Here is a 15,397-nt window from a genome sequence, read left to right as displayed (position 1 = left end):
TCAACCGCGAAGATGGCCGTTGCCGAAAACGACCCACTTGGTCGTGGTCAATTCTCGGAGCCCGCAGGGGCCTCTGGCGTGGAACTTGTCGGTACTGATGCCGATCTCGGCCCCAAGGCCAAGCTGACCGCCGTCGTTGAACCGGGTGCTGGCGTTCACGAGGACGGCCGAGCTATCCACCTCGGTCACGAATCGGCGGGCCGCGCGGAGGTCGTCGGTCACGATCGTCTCGGTGTGCCCTGAGCCGAATCGGGCAATGTGGCTCATGGCGGCGTCGAGGTCGTCCACGACACCGACGGCGAGAATCAGATCGAGGTACTCGGTGTCCCAGTCCTCGGCCGAGGCGGGAGTCATTGACGGCACGATCGCGCGGCTGGCCTCGTCGCCGCGCAGTTCGACGCCGACCTTGGACAGGGCTTCGGCGGCATCCGGGAGGAATCGGGAGGCGATGTCGCGGTGAACGAGCAAGGTTTCGGCCGCGTTGCAGACTCCGGGACGCTGGGCCTTGGCGTTGAGGATGATCGAGACGGCCATCGCCGGGTCAGCCTTCGCATCGACATAGACGTGACAATTGCCTTGATAATGCTTCAGGACCGGCATCTTTGCCTCGGCCACGACCCGACGGATGAGGCTCTCGCCCCCCCGAGGGATCGCCAGGTCGATGAATTCGGGCATGCCGAGCAACAGGCCGACGGCCTCGCGGTCGGTCACGCCGACATACTGCACCGCCTCGCGGGGCAGGCCCGAGGCGTCAAGCTGATCGGCGAGCACGGCATGCAGGGCCAGGTTTGTATGGCGAGCCTCCTTGCCGCCGCGAAGAATGACCGCGTTGCCGCTCTTGACGCAAAGGGCCGCGGCGTCGGCGGTCACGTTCGGTCGGCTCTCGTACATCATGAAGATGACGCCGAGCGGCACGCGGAGCTTTGTCACGTCCAGACCGTTCGGGCGCCGGTAGCCTTCGATCACCTCGCCCACCGGATCGGGCAGGGCGGCCACTTCTTCCAGGGCGACGGCGATCTGATCGACGCGGGCCGGGTTGAGTGTCAGGCGATCGACGGCCGCCGAGGTCAGGCCGAATTCGGGAGCGGCCGCAACGTCCCGGGCGTTGGCGTCGAGAATGGTCTCGACGTTGGCGCGCAGGGCCTCGGCCGATCGCGTCAGCCAATCATTCTTTGCGGCCCCCGACGCCGAGGCGAGCGATCGGGAGGCGGCCTTGGCCCGGCTTGCGAGCGATCGGCACTGGTCGAGAAGGGACTCGGACATCACCTGTGAAGCCATCGGATTTCGTTCCGTCGTTGAAGCGTAAGTGAGCGTGGTTCGATCAATCAACGCGAGGGTCGCATCGCCGACCAGACCTTCACGGCATCGGCCATCGGCCCCACGTCGTGGACCCGGACGATGTCGGCCCCCGCCTCGATCGCCAGCAGGGACGACACGACCGAGGCGGTCGTCCGCTCCGACACGTCCCGGCCGGTCAGGGCTCCCAGGAACCGCTTGCGAGACGTGCCGATCAGGATCGCGCAGCCCAGCCCGGCGAATCGATCGAGATGGCGGAGCAACTGCCAGTTGTGGTCGGCGGTCTTGCCGAACCCGATGCCAGGATCAATGGCGATCCGCGATCGATCGATCCCGAATGACTCGGCCCGGTCGATCCGAAACGCCAGAGCGTCGTAGACCTCGGTCACGACATCGGCATACGTCGGGTTCGCTTGCATCGTTCGCGGAGAGCCTTGCATGTGCATCAAGACGACCCCGGCCCCGGACTCGGCCACCACGCGGGGCATCTGGTCGTCACCGAGCAACCCCTGGATATCGTTGATCACCGCGGCTCCGGCCCGGAGCGCGGCCTGGGCAACCTCGGCCTTGGTCGTGTCAATCGACAGGGGGACCCCGATGCGGCTGGCAAGGGCTTCGACGACGGGAACCACCCGGCGGATCTCCTCGTCGATCGAGACGGGATCGGCGCCGGGTCGGCTCGACTCGCCGCCGAGGTCGAGCAGATCGGCCCCCGCTTCGACGAGTTGCTCGGCCCGACGCACGGCGGTCGGGAGGTCGGGAATCAGGCCGCCGTCGGAGAAACTATCGGGGGTCAGGTTCAGGATGCCCATGATCGCCGGACGACGAACGACCCGGCCGGGCAGCGACCAGTCGGCCAGGCCCGGCAGGATTCCCAGCACCACGAACGCGATCAACAGCAGGAACAGGTCAGACGACACCGGCAGAGCTTCCGATCCGAACCGATGCCCCGGTGACGGCGAGGCCCCCGGCCGATCAATCGGCCGGACTGGGGGCTCCCCGAGCGATTACCAGGGCTCCTCCATCATATTAACGATATCGACCGCCGCGCGGCGAATGGCTTCCTGGTAGGCTAGAAAGGCGGTCTCGCCCGGCTCGGGGAAGAAGGGGACGGTCTGCGTGAGCGTGACCTTGGGAGGTTCCTTGTCGGGATCGGTCGGATTGCGGAGGTCTTCCCAGCTCACCTCGATGGTCAGGTCGGCGAACAACTGACGGGGCAGGTTGTTCGGGCTGACGACGGCGTTGAACTTTGGTGCGTAAAGCACGGTGCCGGAGAGGATCGTATCGGCCTTCTCGGCCGAATCGACCACCCGGTAGGTAGTGCGGTCCTCGATCTCCTTGATGAGTTCTTCTTGCAATCGGATGTTGAGATCATCCCGAAAGGAGTAGGAGCGAAAGATCGGCACGTAGACGGTGCGAATCGACTCGTCGAACGGGGCCCGCAGCGTGTAGCCGCACCCCCCGCCGATCGTGGCCAGGGCGGCGATCGCGGCGAGCAATGCGCAGGGGCCGGGGCCGCATCGGGGTTTGGTTCGAGCCATCGCCATCACGGGACCTCCTGTGCCGGCTCTCCGCCGGGCGCCTCGGGGCGCGTCCTTGATTCTGATCGGGTCGTGTTCGGGACGATCGTCACCTGATCAGGGGCCGATCGACGTGCCGGGACCGAGCCCGCCGGGGTTCCCCGAGCTGATTCCCTGTGCAAACGGGTCGTTGCCGCCGGGCTGAACCATCATCTTCGAGGGGGCGGTTTCCTTGCGCGGCATCTTGGCCAACTCGGCCAGCTGGACGCGGGCCTTCTCGGCCCACTCGCTCCGAGGCCACTTCTGTACGATGCCACCGAAATAGTATTCCGCCGAGATGACATAGCCGGCGCTCCGATACCATTCGCCCATCGTGTAGTCGCGTTCGGCTTCCTGATCGGCGATCAGGTCGAGGGTGTGGTAAAGGTCGTCCGAAGTGCTGGTCAGGCGTTCGGGGAACAGTTGCATGGCCCGCTTCGCGGTATCGCGGGCCTCGGCCAGGCCGGTAAAGTCGTACTCGGGACCAATGTAGGCGTTAAGCTTCGAATCGACGCTCGACATCAAGGCATCGTGAAGCAACGGGCTCTTGGGGTGATCGTTGGCGAGCTGATCGTAATAAAAGCCCGCGGATTCGTGATCACCGGCGCTGGCGTAGTGGTCGGCGATGAGCTTCACGGCGTCGTCGGCCAGCGGTCCGGCCGGGTCGTTCTGCCGAACGTGTTCGAGCACGGAGACAGCATGGCCGCCGGTGTCGATCAGCGGCAAACCCCCGCGGAACCGGGCATGCCAGGGCAGGGGGGGCTGGTCGTCGGCGGGTCGAACCTGATTGAGCCAGGTCTGCGCGATCTGGAATTCCCGAGACACCGCCTCGTCGAGGTGCGGGGTGCCCGGATATTCCTTGAGCAACTCTTCAAACGTGTCGTGTGCCCCGACGTAATTCCCTTTCTTGAAGCGAATTTCGCCCAGGTAGTAGAGCGACCGCATCCCCCAAGGCGATCGGCGGCGGTCGAAGTCGTCGAGCCCCTCCAGTTCCGTGAGGGAGTCGGCAAATCGCTTGATGCCTGACGGCCGCTCCTTGCGGGCGATCCGGGCGAAGGCCCGTTCGGCGGCGTCGAGATCGCCTTGCAGATAGAGTTGTTCGGCCGCCTCGAACTCGGCGGCTCGCTGGTCGTCGGTGGGAACTTCCTTCGAGGCCCAACCGTCGGGCTGAAGGATCAAGCCTCCCACGCGGCGCACCCGATCATCAGATCGAGGAGCGCCGATCCAGCGGGACATCAAGGCCTGGCTTTCGGGCGCCTCGACGTCCGCTCCCCGCTGGGCGGCCGGAAGCACTCCGCGGAGCCCGGGAGACGAGCCGCCCCGGCAGCCGACCGTGGCCAGCGCGACCGCCATCGCCAGCACGGCCACCGCGAGGTCCGGGGAAGGGAAGGTCCAGGATCGGGACAGGGGCTCGGACATCCGTGTCTCGCTCCGACTGACTGAGTCGGCTCAGAAAGAGGCCGCGTCGACCCCACCGGCCGACCCGCTTCGCGTCCATCCTCACACCAACCGGTTGCGGGCGCCGTTCCTGGCGGCGGCCCGAGCCGATCAGACGAACGAAAGGAGGCGTGGCCTTCGGCCCATCAGATGGCTGATGATCGCCCCGACGGTCGACCGCACCGGCCCAAGCACTTCCGGATGCCCCCAGGTCGCTTTCCAGGCATCGCCGGGAGACGCGAGGGCTCGGATCGCGTCGAGCGTCGCGGCCGAGAGGGTCGCAACGTGCGGCTGACCGGGGCGGCAATCGGCGCACAGGACACCGCCGGTGGCCAGGCCGAAGGCAACCCGATCGTCGAAGGCCGTCGGCGGTCGGCCGCAGTGAACACAGGTATCAAGTGCCGGCATCAAACCCAACTCCCGGAGACAGGCCAGCTCGAACCGGAGTGTCCGGCTCGGGCGAGAGACGGGATCGCCCAGGTGACGAAGGGTCACTCGGGCCGCGTCGAACAGCTTCGGGTGCGGGTCGTGGCGGTCGGTCAGGGCGTCGAGCAACTCGGCGACGTAACAGCCGGCGTAGAGGGCCGCGAGATCGCGGCGAAGTGGTTCGAAGTGCTCGTCAAGCACGGCCTCGGTCAGCAGGTCGAGGGCATCGGACGCCTTGTGAAGCACCACGATATCGCAGACGCTCAACAGGTCAAGCCCGGACTGAAACGGCGACTTCAGCCGCCTTGCCCCCTTGGCCAGGGCCGAAACCTTCCCCAGCTCTCTCGTAAAGAGCGTCAGGACCCGACTGGTCTCGAAAACCTCGACCGATCGGATCACCAGGGCAGGGGTGCGAATCGCGGCCAAAGGGGGAAGTTCCGTCGTTGGTTCAATGTCCCGGATTAGCCGACCGAGTGTTCCAGGCTCTCCCTCGGCCGCAGGTCGATCCGAACTCTCCGGATCGAGTGATCCCCCACTTCGATCACGGTGAACTCAACCCCGCGATCGAGGAACGAAACGCCCGGCTCGGGCAAGCGGCCGAGGGCATTGAATGCGAATCCGCCGATGGTCTGGTAGTCGGCATCGGTCGGCAGGTCGAGGTCGAGCCGTTCGTTCAGGTCATCAAGACTCATACCGGCATCGACCTCGTAGAGCGACTCGGCAATCAGAACGACCGGATCTTCCGGAGTCGGATTATCATATTCATCGTCGATCGCCCCGACGATTTCTTCGAGCAGGTCTTCGAGCGTGACCAGGCCGGCGACACCGCCGTACTCGTCGAGCACGACGGCCAGGTGAACACGCTGTCGGCGCATCTCGTCGATCAGGTCCGAGGCTCGCTTGGTTTCCGGCACGCGGAGCGGCGGTCGAACCAGGCGTCGCAGCCGGACCGTGTCGAGACTCGATCCGTCGAGGATTTCGCCAAAGAGATCCTTCGCATAGAGAATTCCAACGATGTCGTCGCGATTCTCTCCAAAGAGGGGGATCCGGCTGTGGCCCGACGAGATGATCGTCCGGGCCGCTTCGGCCGCGGGGGTACTCGCGGCCAGGGCGACCATCGCGGATCGGGGAGTCATGATCTCTCCCACGTCACGCCGTTCGAGCGCGACCAGGTGTTCGATCCGATCGCGGGTGGCCTCGGTCAATTCATGCTCCGCCTCGGCGGCGGAGCGGAGTGACCGGATCTCGACCTCGACGCTCAGGGGGCGAGGCCGGGTGGTGCGACGCGGGCCTTTCCGTCGGCGATGAACGGCGGCCTCAAGGGCAGCACCCGCCGAGAGAACCGGCACGGCCAGGCGGTTCAGCACCTGGATGATCGGCCACGACCAGTCAAGCACCGCCTCGGCATGCACGCGACCGGCAACCCCGGCGATCACGCGAAGAATCAGGCCCGCCACGATCCAGACGGTGATCAAGGCCCAAGCGTTGACGATCGCCGGATGATTGGCCTCGGCGACGCCGAGCAGAGCGAGCAGCAGCAAGCCCGAGGCCGTGGCATGGACGGCGCACGAGCGTTCGGTGCGTTCCCAATCGGCCTCGATCGCGTCGGCCCGATCGGGCCGGCCGTTGGCCTCGCACTGCGCTTCCAACTGACTGCGAGAGTAGGTCAACAGGGCTCGGGAAATCAGGACCGCCAGGCCGTGCCAGGCGGCGATCAGTAGAGCCGCGACCAGGATGATCCCGAAGGCCAAGGCGCTCAAGAACCTGCCTCCTGTGCCGATGCCTTGAACTCGCTCCCCTCAAGGTCGCGAGGGGGACGGGCGATGCCCAGAACCTCGAGGATCTCGTCCTCCCGACGCCGCATCCGAATGCGTTCCTGCTCGGAGAGGTCGTCGTAACCACACAGATGAAGCAGTCCGTGAACCAAGTACAACGCGAATTCCGCGTTGGGGTCAAGGCCGCACTGGCTTGCGACCGAGACGGCCATCTCGGCCGAGATGACCAGATCACCGGAGAACTCGGGCGTTTCCGGCTCCGAGAGGAGGAAGCTGACCACGTCGGTCGGCCAATCGTGATCGAGGTGGCGTCGATTGACCTCGTGAATCGTCTGGTTGTCCACGACGGCGATCGACAGGCAGCCCTGGTCGACCCCTTCCAGTTCCAGGGTGCGGCGAGCCAGAGAGCGGACGCGGTCGGGATCGAGGCGGAGGTGCCTTTGCGTATCGCTCAGGTCGATCTCCAGCGTCGGCCGGTCAAGATCGTCGGGGGATGCGGTCATCGGGGTGTCAGGCAGTTCGTTGCTGGGGGTACTTCACGCGGCCGTGGTAGATGCCGATGAGGGATTTGGTAATGCTGTCTCGGATGGCGGCGATCTCTCGGATCGTCAGCTCGCACTGGTCGAACTGCCCATCGCGGAGGCGCTTGTCGATCAAGTCCTCGACCAGCCCTTCGAGCCGGGCGGGGGTCGGGTCGGACAGGGCCCGGCTGGCACTCTCGGAGGCATCGGCCATCATCAGGATGGCCGCCTCCTTGGTTTGCGGTTTCGGGCCGGGATAGCGGAAGGCACTTTCGAGGACGATCGAGGCGTCGGGGTTGCCGTCTCGTCGGCGGTTGGCCTCGTGGTAGAAGTATTCGACCAGGGTCGTGCCGTGGTGCTGCTCGATCAGGTCGATGATCCGGGCCGGCAGATTGTGCTGGCGGCCCAGTTCGACGCCGTCTTTCACGTGACCGATAATGATCAAGGTACTCATCGCCGGCGCCAGGTTCGCATGCCGGTTGACCGTGCCGGGGGTCTGGTTCTCGATGAAGTAGTTCGGCTTGAGCATCTTGCCGATGTCGTGGAAGTAGGCCCCGACCCGGACGAGTAGGCCATCGCACCCGATCTTCTCGGCAGCGGCCTCGGCGATCGTGCCGACGGTGATCGAGTGATTGTGCGTGCCGGGAGCGCGTCGAACCAGTTCTTGCAACAACGGGTGGTTCACATCGCCAAGTTCCAGGAGACTGATGCCGGTGACGATCCCGAACATGCGCTCGACATAGGGAAGGCTGCCACCGAGGAGGAACCCGGTCAGCAGTCCCCAGCCGGCCCGAATGCCGCTCTCGGCGGCAATCAATTCCACGGGTTGCTCTTGCCAGAGTCCGGCAGCGGCCGAGAGCGCCGCATAGCCGAGGGCCGCCACGGCTCCGACCTGAATCGGCTTGGTCCGCGTGCGGACCTCCCCGAGCAAGAGGATCCCGGCGGCCGTTCCTCCCATCAGCATGATGAAGTAACCCAGGCCCGTCCCCAGCGCGAGGCTGATCAGCAGGCTCGTGCCGAAGGTGAAGACCAGTGCCGTCATGGGAGTATAGGCCACGGCGAGCATCAGAGCCGCCAGGGCGATCGGGATCAACTCGGCCCCCCAGGGATGAATGGCGATCAACCGACTCAGCCCCAGCGCCAGCACGGCAACGAAGCAGAGGGCCGAGATCCGAATCGGATCGCGGGCGATCCTGGGGTCGAACCGCTGAAGCAAGGCCCCCGTCAAGCCGTACAGGCTTGCCACCAGAACGACAAAGGCCCCGACCCGCTTCAGGCGGTCGGCCGAAGTCATTGAAGCCAGCGAGGCCTGATGGTCGAGCCGGAGCAGTTCCAGTTGATCCTCGGTAATAATGCGACCCCTCTCGACGAGCAACTGCCCCCGAGTATAGGTGTCGTAGTAGTCTCGGACTCGATTCCGAGCCCGCTGTCGAGCCTCGGCTGTGGCTTCCTTCTCGAAGTGGAGGGTCGTCGTCTGGGCCAGGCGTTCGGCGACCAGGCCGAACAGAGTCTTACCCAGCTCAGGGGAATTGAACGTGGCGATGAAATCCTCGGCGACCAGGCCATCGGGACGCACGAGGCGTTCGGGGAAGACGCGGTCTCGACTCACCGAGACGCGGCGATCATCCTGCAAGACCTGGATCATCGTGCCCGATTCTTCGTCGAGCGGAAGCAGGCCCCTGCCGAGGACACCGTGGCGGATGATCGGCGCGAAGGCCTCGGCGATCGAGCGGCGGAGGTCGTCGCGACGCAAGGGAGTGTCGCTCGCCTCGCGGAGATCTTCGAAGATATTCGCATCAAGGCCCCAGGATTCAACCACATCGGGGGGCAACGATGCGATTGTCTCGCGTCGAGCGTTGGCCACCGTTTCGACGAGGTCTTCCAAGAGTTTCTGGAGTTCGAGAATCGGCGCAGGGTCGTTCGAGAAAATTGGAGAGATCTGCCGGGCGGCTTGCTCTCGGAGGCGGTTGGTCTGAACGAGGTTCAAGCGCTGGAATTCAGGGACGTTGACCCGAAGGTCTCGCGTCGCCCGCTGGCCGACTCGGTACGGGAAGGCCGGCCCGGAGCCGCAGACGATCGCCGCGCTGATCAGAGCCGCGAGCACGGCGGGGATCAGGCAGGCGAGGCGCTGGCGCTGCCGGGTGAGTCGGCTTTTGCGGAGGTCGATCAACTCGGCCCCGCGCAATTGCGCGCGGACGGGCTTGGGCTTGCGTTTACCAGGCGTCATGGGGAGAAGCTCCGCCGGTCGGCCGGCATGGCGTCAGAACCGTCGCTCACGGATGCTCCGGGGCAAGGCCCGGTTCGGATCGTGGAGAGTCGCCCGGTGAGCCCGCCGAGTCGAGCGGGGAAGGGGCGGCCATCATCCCCGGCTCGATCGGAGAGCCGGTACGCTCGTAGGCATTAACGATCGCCTGGACCAGGGGGTGACGCACAATGTCGGAGCGATCCAGACGAACGACCCCGATGCCGTCGATCCCTTCGAGCCGCCGGACGGCGTCGGAGAGGCCATCGGGGGTTCCGGGTTCGAGGTCGACCTGGGTCGTGTCTCCGGTGACGACGATCCGGGCGTCGGTCCCCATGCGGGTCAGAAACATCTTCATCTGATTGACGGTGGCGTTCTGCCCTTCGTCCATGATGATGACCGCCTCGTTGAGGGTCCGGCCTCTCATGTAGGCCAGGGGGGCGATCTCGATCAGGTCGTTGCTCATGTAACGGCGAAGCTGCTCGTAGTCCATCAAGTCGCGCAGGGCGTCGAGCAACGGGCGAAGGTAGGGGTTGATCTTCGCTTCCAGGTCGCCCGGAAGGAAGCCGAGGCGTTCCCCGGCCTCGACGGCCGGACGAACCAGGACGATCTTCTTGATCTCTCCCCGACGCAGGGCTGCCACGGCGGCGGCGACGGCCAGGTAGGTCTTGCCGGTGCCGGCCGGACCGATGCAGAAGACCAGCGAGTTCTCCAGCAAGGCTCTCAGGTAGCGGGTCTGCCCGTCGGTCCGAGGGCGGACCAGGCGGTTCCCTTCCCGGATCTCGACGTTCGAGACGCCTGAACCGCCGTCGATGGGAGTGACCGCGTCGATGGCGTCGGCAACGTCCTGAGTGGTGATCATCCGCTGTCGTCGGTAGCGGCGGCGCAAACCTTCGAAGACCCGGGAGGCACGATCCACCCGATCCGATTCTCCCTCAAGCCGGATCTCTCCGTTCCTGGCGAGGACCTTGACTCCCAGCGCATCCCGGACCTGGCGGAGAAACTGGTCACGGCTGCCGAAGATTGCCAGCTCCTCGTCGTGATCGGCCAGGCGAATCGTCACTGCCTGCATTCAAGTTCCTACCTTGCCACACAGCGATGCCAGGCGCTCTGAACACGAGAAGGCCGGCCCGCCGAATCACCCGTATTATTGGACAATGGAGCCATCGAAGGCAACGGTCCTTCCAGACACACCGGATCGCGCCAAGGTTCCGACGGATCAGGCCGGCCCGAAGATCAGCCAGTAGCCGTAGGCCACAGGACCGGCAAAGAGCAACGAGTCGAGCACGTCAAGCACTCCGCCGAATCCGGGAAGGGTGGCCGACGAGTCCTTGCGTTCACAGTCGCGTTTGATCATCGACTCCATCAGGTCACCCAGTTGAGCCGCACCTCCCACCAGCACGCCAAAGCCGATGACCGCCGGCCAGCTCAGGACCGAGGTCTGGAACAAGAACCGGGTCAGACCGAACACGATTAGGGCAAAGATTACTGCAAGAATCAGGCCGCCGATCGCCCCTTCGATGGTCTTGTTCGGACTGAGTCGGGGCCAGAGCTTGTGCCGCCCGGCGGCTCGACCGGCGAAGTAGGCTCCCATGTCGGCCCCCTTGGCCGTGGCCACCAGGGCCGCCAGGGGAACGAGCCCCTGATACGGGCTTTCGAGCCATCGGATCTGGACCAGGAAACTGCCGAGCAGACCGACATAGGCCACGGCCAGAACCGTGCCGGAGATGGTCGCCATCGATCCGCCGGGATGCTCGAACCGGGCACTTTGCGTGATGAAGGTGGTCATCACCACGGCCACGAACGCCCAGAGCGGCCAGGCCAGGGCTTCGACGGCGGCTCCGGGCCGGGCGTCGAGGTCCATCAGGGCTCGGGAGACGTGCGGCCCCCAGTTCGAGAGGACGACCACCAGGACGCCTCCGAAGACGACGACCCCGTCGGGCCGGGCGCTGGTCTGCTCAAACAGGTTGGTGATCTCTCGGGCCGCCAGGCCCATCGCCACCAGCATCGCCACCAGCCAGAGGGGGAACCAGGGGGCGAGATAGAGGGTATCGATGAGCAGGATGGCCACGAACCCTGCCGCCATCGGGAGGCCAATGAGCAACCGGGTCAGGAGCATGATACCACCGAAGTCGACATCACTCGGAATCCTTGCTCACGCGATGGCCGGGCAGGCCGACAAGACAGACGCCGCACACGCAACAGAGGATCAGCCGATGGGAGTGGGCTCTGGGGCCGGAGCCCGACCGGGCAAGCCCCCGAACTTCCGCTGGCGACGGGCGTAGTCGAGCACGGCCCGCTGCAGGTGCTCGGCCCGGAAGTCGGGCCAGAGAACCTCGGTGATATACAGCTCGGCATAGGAGATCTGCCAGAGCAGGTAATTGCTCAGCCGAAGCTCGCCGGCGGTTCGGATCAGGAGGTCGGGGTCGGGCATACCGGCGGTCGTCAGGTAGCCGGAGAAGGTTGCCTCGTCGATCCGATCGGGGTCCAGCCGCCCGGCCATCGCATCCTGGGCGATCCGGCGGGCGGCCTCGGCGATCTCGGCCCTCGCGCCGTAGTTGACGGCCAGGCAGAGGGTCATGCCGGTGTTCGGGGCGGTCATGGCGGCCGTGCGGTCGAACTCGTCGAGGACGTCCTCGGGCAGCCCTTCGCGACGGCCGATCATCGTCAGGCGGACGTTCTGCTCCATCAGCTCGGAGCGTTCGACGATGAGGAAGTGCCGGAGCAGGCGGAACAGGAAGCGCAGCTCGCGGTTCGGCCGCTTCCAGTTCTCGCTGGAGAAGCAGTAGAGGGTCATCTGCTCCAGGCCGATCCGGCAGCCTTCCTCGACCACCGATCGGACGCTGCGGATGCCGGAGCGATGGCCGAAGATCCGGGGAAGCCCCTGAGCTTCGGCCCATCGGCCGTTGCCGTCCATGATGATGGCGACGTGCCGAGGCCGTTGCTCGGGGGGCAGGACCTTGGGGTCGGTCATGGTCGCGATCGCCTTTGAGGTCGCGGTCGGAGTGCTCACGCGGGGCGTGCTCCATCCCCGGATACGGGCGGGTCAGTCGGTGTTACGAGCGGTCGGTTGCGGAATCGATCCAGATGGTCTGGTCGCGGTCCGGGCCAACCGAGACGATACGCACCGGAACGCCGAGTTGTTCTCCCAGGAACCGCACATAGCGCCGGGCGTTCTCGGGCAGGTCGGACCAGGAGCGGACCCCGGAGATGTCCTCGGACCATCCGGGAAGCTCGTGGAAGACCGGGCGGCACTGGGCCAGCCGGTCGAGGTGGGCCGGGAAGGCCGAGACGCGGGCCCCCGACTCGTCCTCGTAGGCGACCGCGACCCGAAGCCGGTCGATCCCGCTCAGCACATCGAGCAGCATGACGGCCAGCTCGGTCGATCCGGAGACCCGGGCGGTGTAGCGACCAGCCACGGCGTCGAACCATCCGCAACGCCTCGGGCGGCCGGTCACGGTGCCGAACTCTCGCCCAACGCGGCGGATGCGCTCGCCGACCTCGTCGTGCAGCTCGGTCGGGAAGGGGCCTTCGCCGACCCGGGTCGTGTACGCCTTGACCACGCCGATCCAGCGGTCAACGTGACGGGCCGGAACCCCCGAGCCGGACCAGATGCCCGCGGCACTGCTGTTCGAGCTGGTCACATACGGATAGCTGCCGTGGTCGATGTCGAGCAAGGTGCCCTGGGCCCCTTCGAACAAGAGGCGGCTGCCCGAGTCGATCGCCAGGTGGAGCCGGTCGGTAGCATCGCCCACGTAGGGCTTCATGCGATCGGCCAGGGCCAGGTACTCCTCGGTGATGGCTCGGGCATCGAGGGGAGTGAAGTCGTGCAGGAGGGCCGAGAGGGAGCGGTTCTTGAACTCGACGGCGCGGCGGACCTGCTCGCGGAACGAGTCGGGGTAGTAGAGGTCGGCAATCCGGATGCCGTGGACCCGGCCGACCTTGTCTCGGTAGCAGGGGCCGATCCCGCGACGGGTCGTCCCGAGCTGCTCGGCGGCCTCGGTCGATTCCTCGGTGAGGCGTTCCTCGACGAGGTGGTAGGGCATGATGACGTGGGCCCGGTCGCCGACCAGCAGGCGGCCGCTCACGTCGATCCCCTGACCGGCCAGCCGCTCGATCTCCTCCAGCAAGGTGGGCGGATGAATGACCAGGCCGTTGCCGAGAACCGAGGTGATCCCCTCTCGCAGGATTCCCGAGGGCAGCAGCGAGAGCTTGTAGGTCACGCCGCCGGTCACGACGGTGTGGCCGGCATTGGCCCCCCCCTGGTAGCGGACGACCATGTCATGCCGGTCACAGAGGGCATCGACGATCTTTCCTTTGGCCTCGTCTCCCCACTGCAACCCCACGACGCACGTCGATGGCACGGCCATCCTCCTGATGAAGGTCTTTTTTTCGCGTAACGCGTTACGGAGCAAAGGAAATACGATACGAATGCCAATCCGATCCGTCAAGCGATTCGCCCGAGGCGAGGCCTGGCAGAGCGGCGATCGGATCAGCGATCCATCAAGCGTCGGAACTCGCCGAACAGGTGCCCGCTGTCGTGCGGCCCGGCCGACGACTCGGGGTGATACTGGACGGCGAAGATGGGGAGCCGGGTGTGCCGGAGCCCTTCGAGGGTGCCGTCGTAGAGGTTCGTGTGAGAGGCCTCGACCTCCTTCGGCAACGACTCGGCGTCGATGGCGAAGCCGTGGTTCTGGGTCGTGATCTCGATCTTGCCGGTGCGTTCGTCGCGGACCGGGTGGTTGGCCCCTCGGTGGCCGAACTTCATCTTGAAGGTCCGGGCTCCCAGGGCCTGGCCGAGCAACTGGTGGCCGAGGCAGATGCCAAAGATCGGCACTCCCCGATCCTCGGCCGCCGACCGGACCAGGGTCCGAAGCGCATCGATCGCACCAGGGAGGGCCGAGGGATCGCCGGGACCGTTGGAGACGAAGATACCGTCGGGCTTCTGTTCGAGGATCGCCTGGGGGGGACTCGAGCCGGGCACGACCGTCACCTGGCAACCACTCTCGACCAGAAAGCGCGGGATGTTCCGCTTCATGCCGAAGTCGAGCGCGACGACATGAGGCGTGGTGGCCTGATGCCGTTGCAGGCCTTCGGTCGCCCGGAGGCCCTCGGCCGAGGGGCCTTCGAAGCCAAGGTCCCAGCGGGCGATCTGCTGGGGCATCACGTCTCGGGTCAGATCGCGGCCGACCAGGCCGGGGCTGCGGCGGGCCTTCTCGACGAGCGAAGCGTCGTCGAGATCGGTCGTGGAGAGGTAGCCCTTCATGGCGCCGACCTCTCGGGTCCGGCGGACGAGGGCCCTGGTGTCGATCCCCTCCACCCCGATGACCCCGTGACGGGCCAGGTAGCTCGGCAGGTCTTCGCGCGATCGGTAGTTGCTGGCCAGGCGGCTCAGCTCTCGAACAACGAAGCCGCGAACCCAGGGGCGGGGGCTCTCCTCGTCCTCGGCGTTGACGCCGTAGTTGCCAATCAACGGGTACGTCATGGCGACGATCTGGCCGTGATAGGACGGATCGGTCAGGATCTCCTGATAGCCGGTCATGCTCGTATTGAAGACGACCTCGCCGTCGATCTCGCCGGATGCTCCAAAGGAGCGGCCGGTGTAGACCGTGCCATCCTCCAAGGCCAGTTTCGCAATGCCCATTGCCGTCGCGTGACTCCCGTTAGCGCGTCCAGAGCGACCGTATCGCCGGAATGACCCGGCTCAATCGTAGCAGCCTGATGGGTCGGGAAACCAGGGGAGTTCGTCACCCCCTCCGAATCGGCGCCGGATTCCCCAGCCCGGTCGGCCGTCGCCTCCGCCTCGAACCGAGGGAACCTCCCTCACCGATTCCCCCCCGAGTCTCGGCGGATCAAGCGAGACAACCAACCCGGAGACCGCGACACATTCACTTGCGTTGCAGAAGTTTACGTCAAAACACCCATCCGGTTGAACACGTTCGACCATGAGGATTGGGTTTGTTTGGTCAAGACCATTGGGTTTGTTTCGTCGGGCCATTGGGTTTGTTTGGTCAAGATCATTGGGTTTGTTTCGTCGGGCCATTGGGTTTGTTTGGTGACGCATTCGAGCTGCCAGGAAGAAAGACATGCACACAAGCAAACAAGAAGTCCTTCGAATTGGTCGAGCGTAATCGCTGACCT

At 65.6% G+C, this 15,397-nt stretch carries 13 protein-coding genes; all 13 read right to left on the bottom strand.

From position 1 onward, the window contains the following. Positions 1-1,263 carry a glutamate-5-semialdehyde dehydrogenase gene (locus tag GA615_RS25025; RefSeq protein ID WP_235905673.1) on the bottom strand — a complete coding sequence of 421 codons (1,263 nt, stop codon included), beginning with the start codon at positions 1,261-1,263 and terminating at the stop codon, positions 1-3. A gap of 62 nt (positions 1,264-1,325) precedes the next feature. Beyond that, complete coding sequence (gene folP / locus GA615_RS25020) at positions 1,326-2,216, bottom strand: dihydropteroate synthase (protein WP_235905672.1); 891 nt, start codon at positions 2,214-2,216, stop codon at positions 1,326-1,328. A gap of 87 nt (positions 2,217-2,303) precedes the next feature. Continuing rightward, the gene (lptE, locus tag GA615_RS25015) at positions 2,304-2,843 is read right to left on the bottom strand and encodes an LPS assembly lipoprotein LptE (RefSeq protein ID WP_152054078.1); all 540 of its coding nucleotides are present in this window, start codon (positions 2,841-2,843) and stop codon (positions 2,304-2,306) included. A 90-nt stretch (positions 2,844-2,933) separates the two neighbouring features. Next, positions 2,934-4,274: a tetratricopeptide repeat protein gene (locus GA615_RS25010; protein WP_152054077.1), complete on the bottom strand. Its 1,341-nt coding sequence runs from the start codon at positions 4,272-4,274 to the stop codon at positions 2,934-2,936. 129 nt (positions 4,275-4,403) lie between these two features. Further along, the gene (recO, locus tag GA615_RS25005; protein WP_152054076.1) at positions 4,404-5,144 is read right to left on the bottom strand and encodes a DNA repair protein RecO; all 741 of its coding nucleotides are present in this window, start codon (positions 5,142-5,144) and stop codon (positions 4,404-4,406) included. Positions 5,145-5,179: 35 nt separating this feature from the next. Then, entirely contained in the window at positions 5,180-6,478 is a 1,299-nt protein-coding gene (locus GA615_RS25000; RefSeq protein ID WP_152054075.1) for a hemolysin family protein, read from the bottom strand. Beyond that, positions 6,475-6,996, bottom strand: a complete 522-nt coding sequence (gene ybeY, locus GA615_RS24995) for an rRNA maturation RNase YbeY (RefSeq protein WP_152054074.1) — start codon at positions 6,994-6,996, stop codon at positions 6,475-6,477. Before ybeY ends, GA615_RS25000 begins: the two co-directional genes overlap by 4 nt. Positions 6,997-7,003: 7 nt before the next feature. Further along, complete coding sequence (locus tag GA615_RS24990; RefSeq protein ID WP_152054073.1) at positions 7,004-9,241, bottom strand: HD family phosphohydrolase; 2,238 nt, start codon at positions 9,239-9,241, stop codon at positions 7,004-7,006. A 46-nt stretch (positions 9,242-9,287) separates the two neighbouring features. Then, on the bottom strand, positions 9,288-10,328 hold the full coding sequence (locus GA615_RS24985; RefSeq protein ID WP_152054072.1) for a PhoH family protein: 1,041 nt from the start codon (positions 10,326-10,328) through the stop codon (positions 9,288-9,290). Positions 10,329-10,475: 147 nt separating this feature from the next. Then, a complete protein-coding gene (locus GA615_RS24980; RefSeq protein ID WP_152054071.1) occupies positions 10,476-11,375 on the bottom strand; it encodes a phosphatidate cytidylyltransferase in 900 nt (299 codons plus the stop codon). A gap of 90 nt (positions 11,376-11,465) precedes the next feature. Continuing rightward, on the bottom strand, positions 11,466-12,230 hold the full coding sequence (locus tag GA615_RS24975) for an isoprenyl transferase (RefSeq protein WP_152054127.1): 765 nt from the start codon (positions 12,228-12,230) through the stop codon (positions 11,466-11,468). Positions 12,231-12,312: 82 nt separating this feature from the next. Next, positions 12,313-13,620: an adenylosuccinate synthase gene (locus GA615_RS24970; protein ID WP_152054070.1), complete on the bottom strand. Its 1,308-nt coding sequence runs from the start codon at positions 13,618-13,620 to the stop codon at positions 12,313-12,315. A 128-nt stretch (positions 13,621-13,748) separates the two neighbouring features. Beyond that, positions 13,749-14,900 carry a glutamine-hydrolyzing carbamoyl-phosphate synthase small subunit gene (gene carA / locus GA615_RS24965; RefSeq protein WP_152054069.1) on the bottom strand — a complete coding sequence of 384 codons (1,152 nt, stop codon included), beginning with the start codon at positions 14,898-14,900 and terminating at the stop codon, positions 13,749-13,751. Positions 14,901-15,397 lie beyond the last annotated feature (497 nt).

The sequence above is a fragment of the Tautonia marina genome, from assembly GCF_009177065.1.
Taxonomy (GTDB): Bacteria; Planctomycetota; Planctomycetia; order Isosphaerales; family Isosphaeraceae; genus Tautonia; species Tautonia marina.
The sequence above is the reverse complement of the archived record's forward strand: the minus strand, read 5'-3'. Positions and strand labels throughout refer to the sequence as shown.

Bases quoted from the DNA above. Each gene is read 5' to 3' on its own strand.
- GA615_RS25025 (WP_235905673.1), bottom strand. From the start codon at position 1,263: ATGTCCGAGTCCCTTCTCGACCAGTGCCGATCGCTCGCAAGCCGGGCC.
- lptE (WP_152054078.1), bottom strand. From the start codon at position 2,843: ATGGCGATGGCTCGAACCAAACCCCGATGCGGCCCCGGCCCCTGCGCA.
- GA615_RS25010 (WP_152054077.1), bottom strand. From the start codon at position 4,274: ATGTCCGAGCCCCTGTCCCGATCCTGGACCTTCCCTTCCCCGGACCTC.
- ybeY (WP_152054074.1), bottom strand. From the start codon at position 6,996: ATGACCGCATCCCCCGACGATCTTGACCGGCCGACGCTGGAGATCGAC.
- GA615_RS24990 (WP_152054073.1), bottom strand. From the start codon at position 9,241: ATGACGCCTGGTAAACGCAAGCCCAAGCCCGTCCGCGCGCAATTGCGC.
- GA615_RS24985 (WP_152054072.1), bottom strand. From the start codon at position 10,328: ATGCAGGCAGTGACGATTCGCCTGGCCGATCACGACGAGGAGCTGGCA.
- GA615_RS24980 (WP_152054071.1), bottom strand. From the start codon at position 11,375: ATGCTCCTGACCCGGTTGCTCATTGGCCTCCCGATGGCGGCAGGGTTC.
- GA615_RS24975 (WP_152054127.1), bottom strand. From the start codon at position 12,230: ATGACCGACCCCAAGGTCCTGCCCCCCGAGCAACGGCCTCGGCACGTC.
- carA (WP_152054069.1), bottom strand. From the start codon at position 14,900: ATGGGCATTGCGAAACTGGCCTTGGAGGATGGCACGGTCTACACCGGC.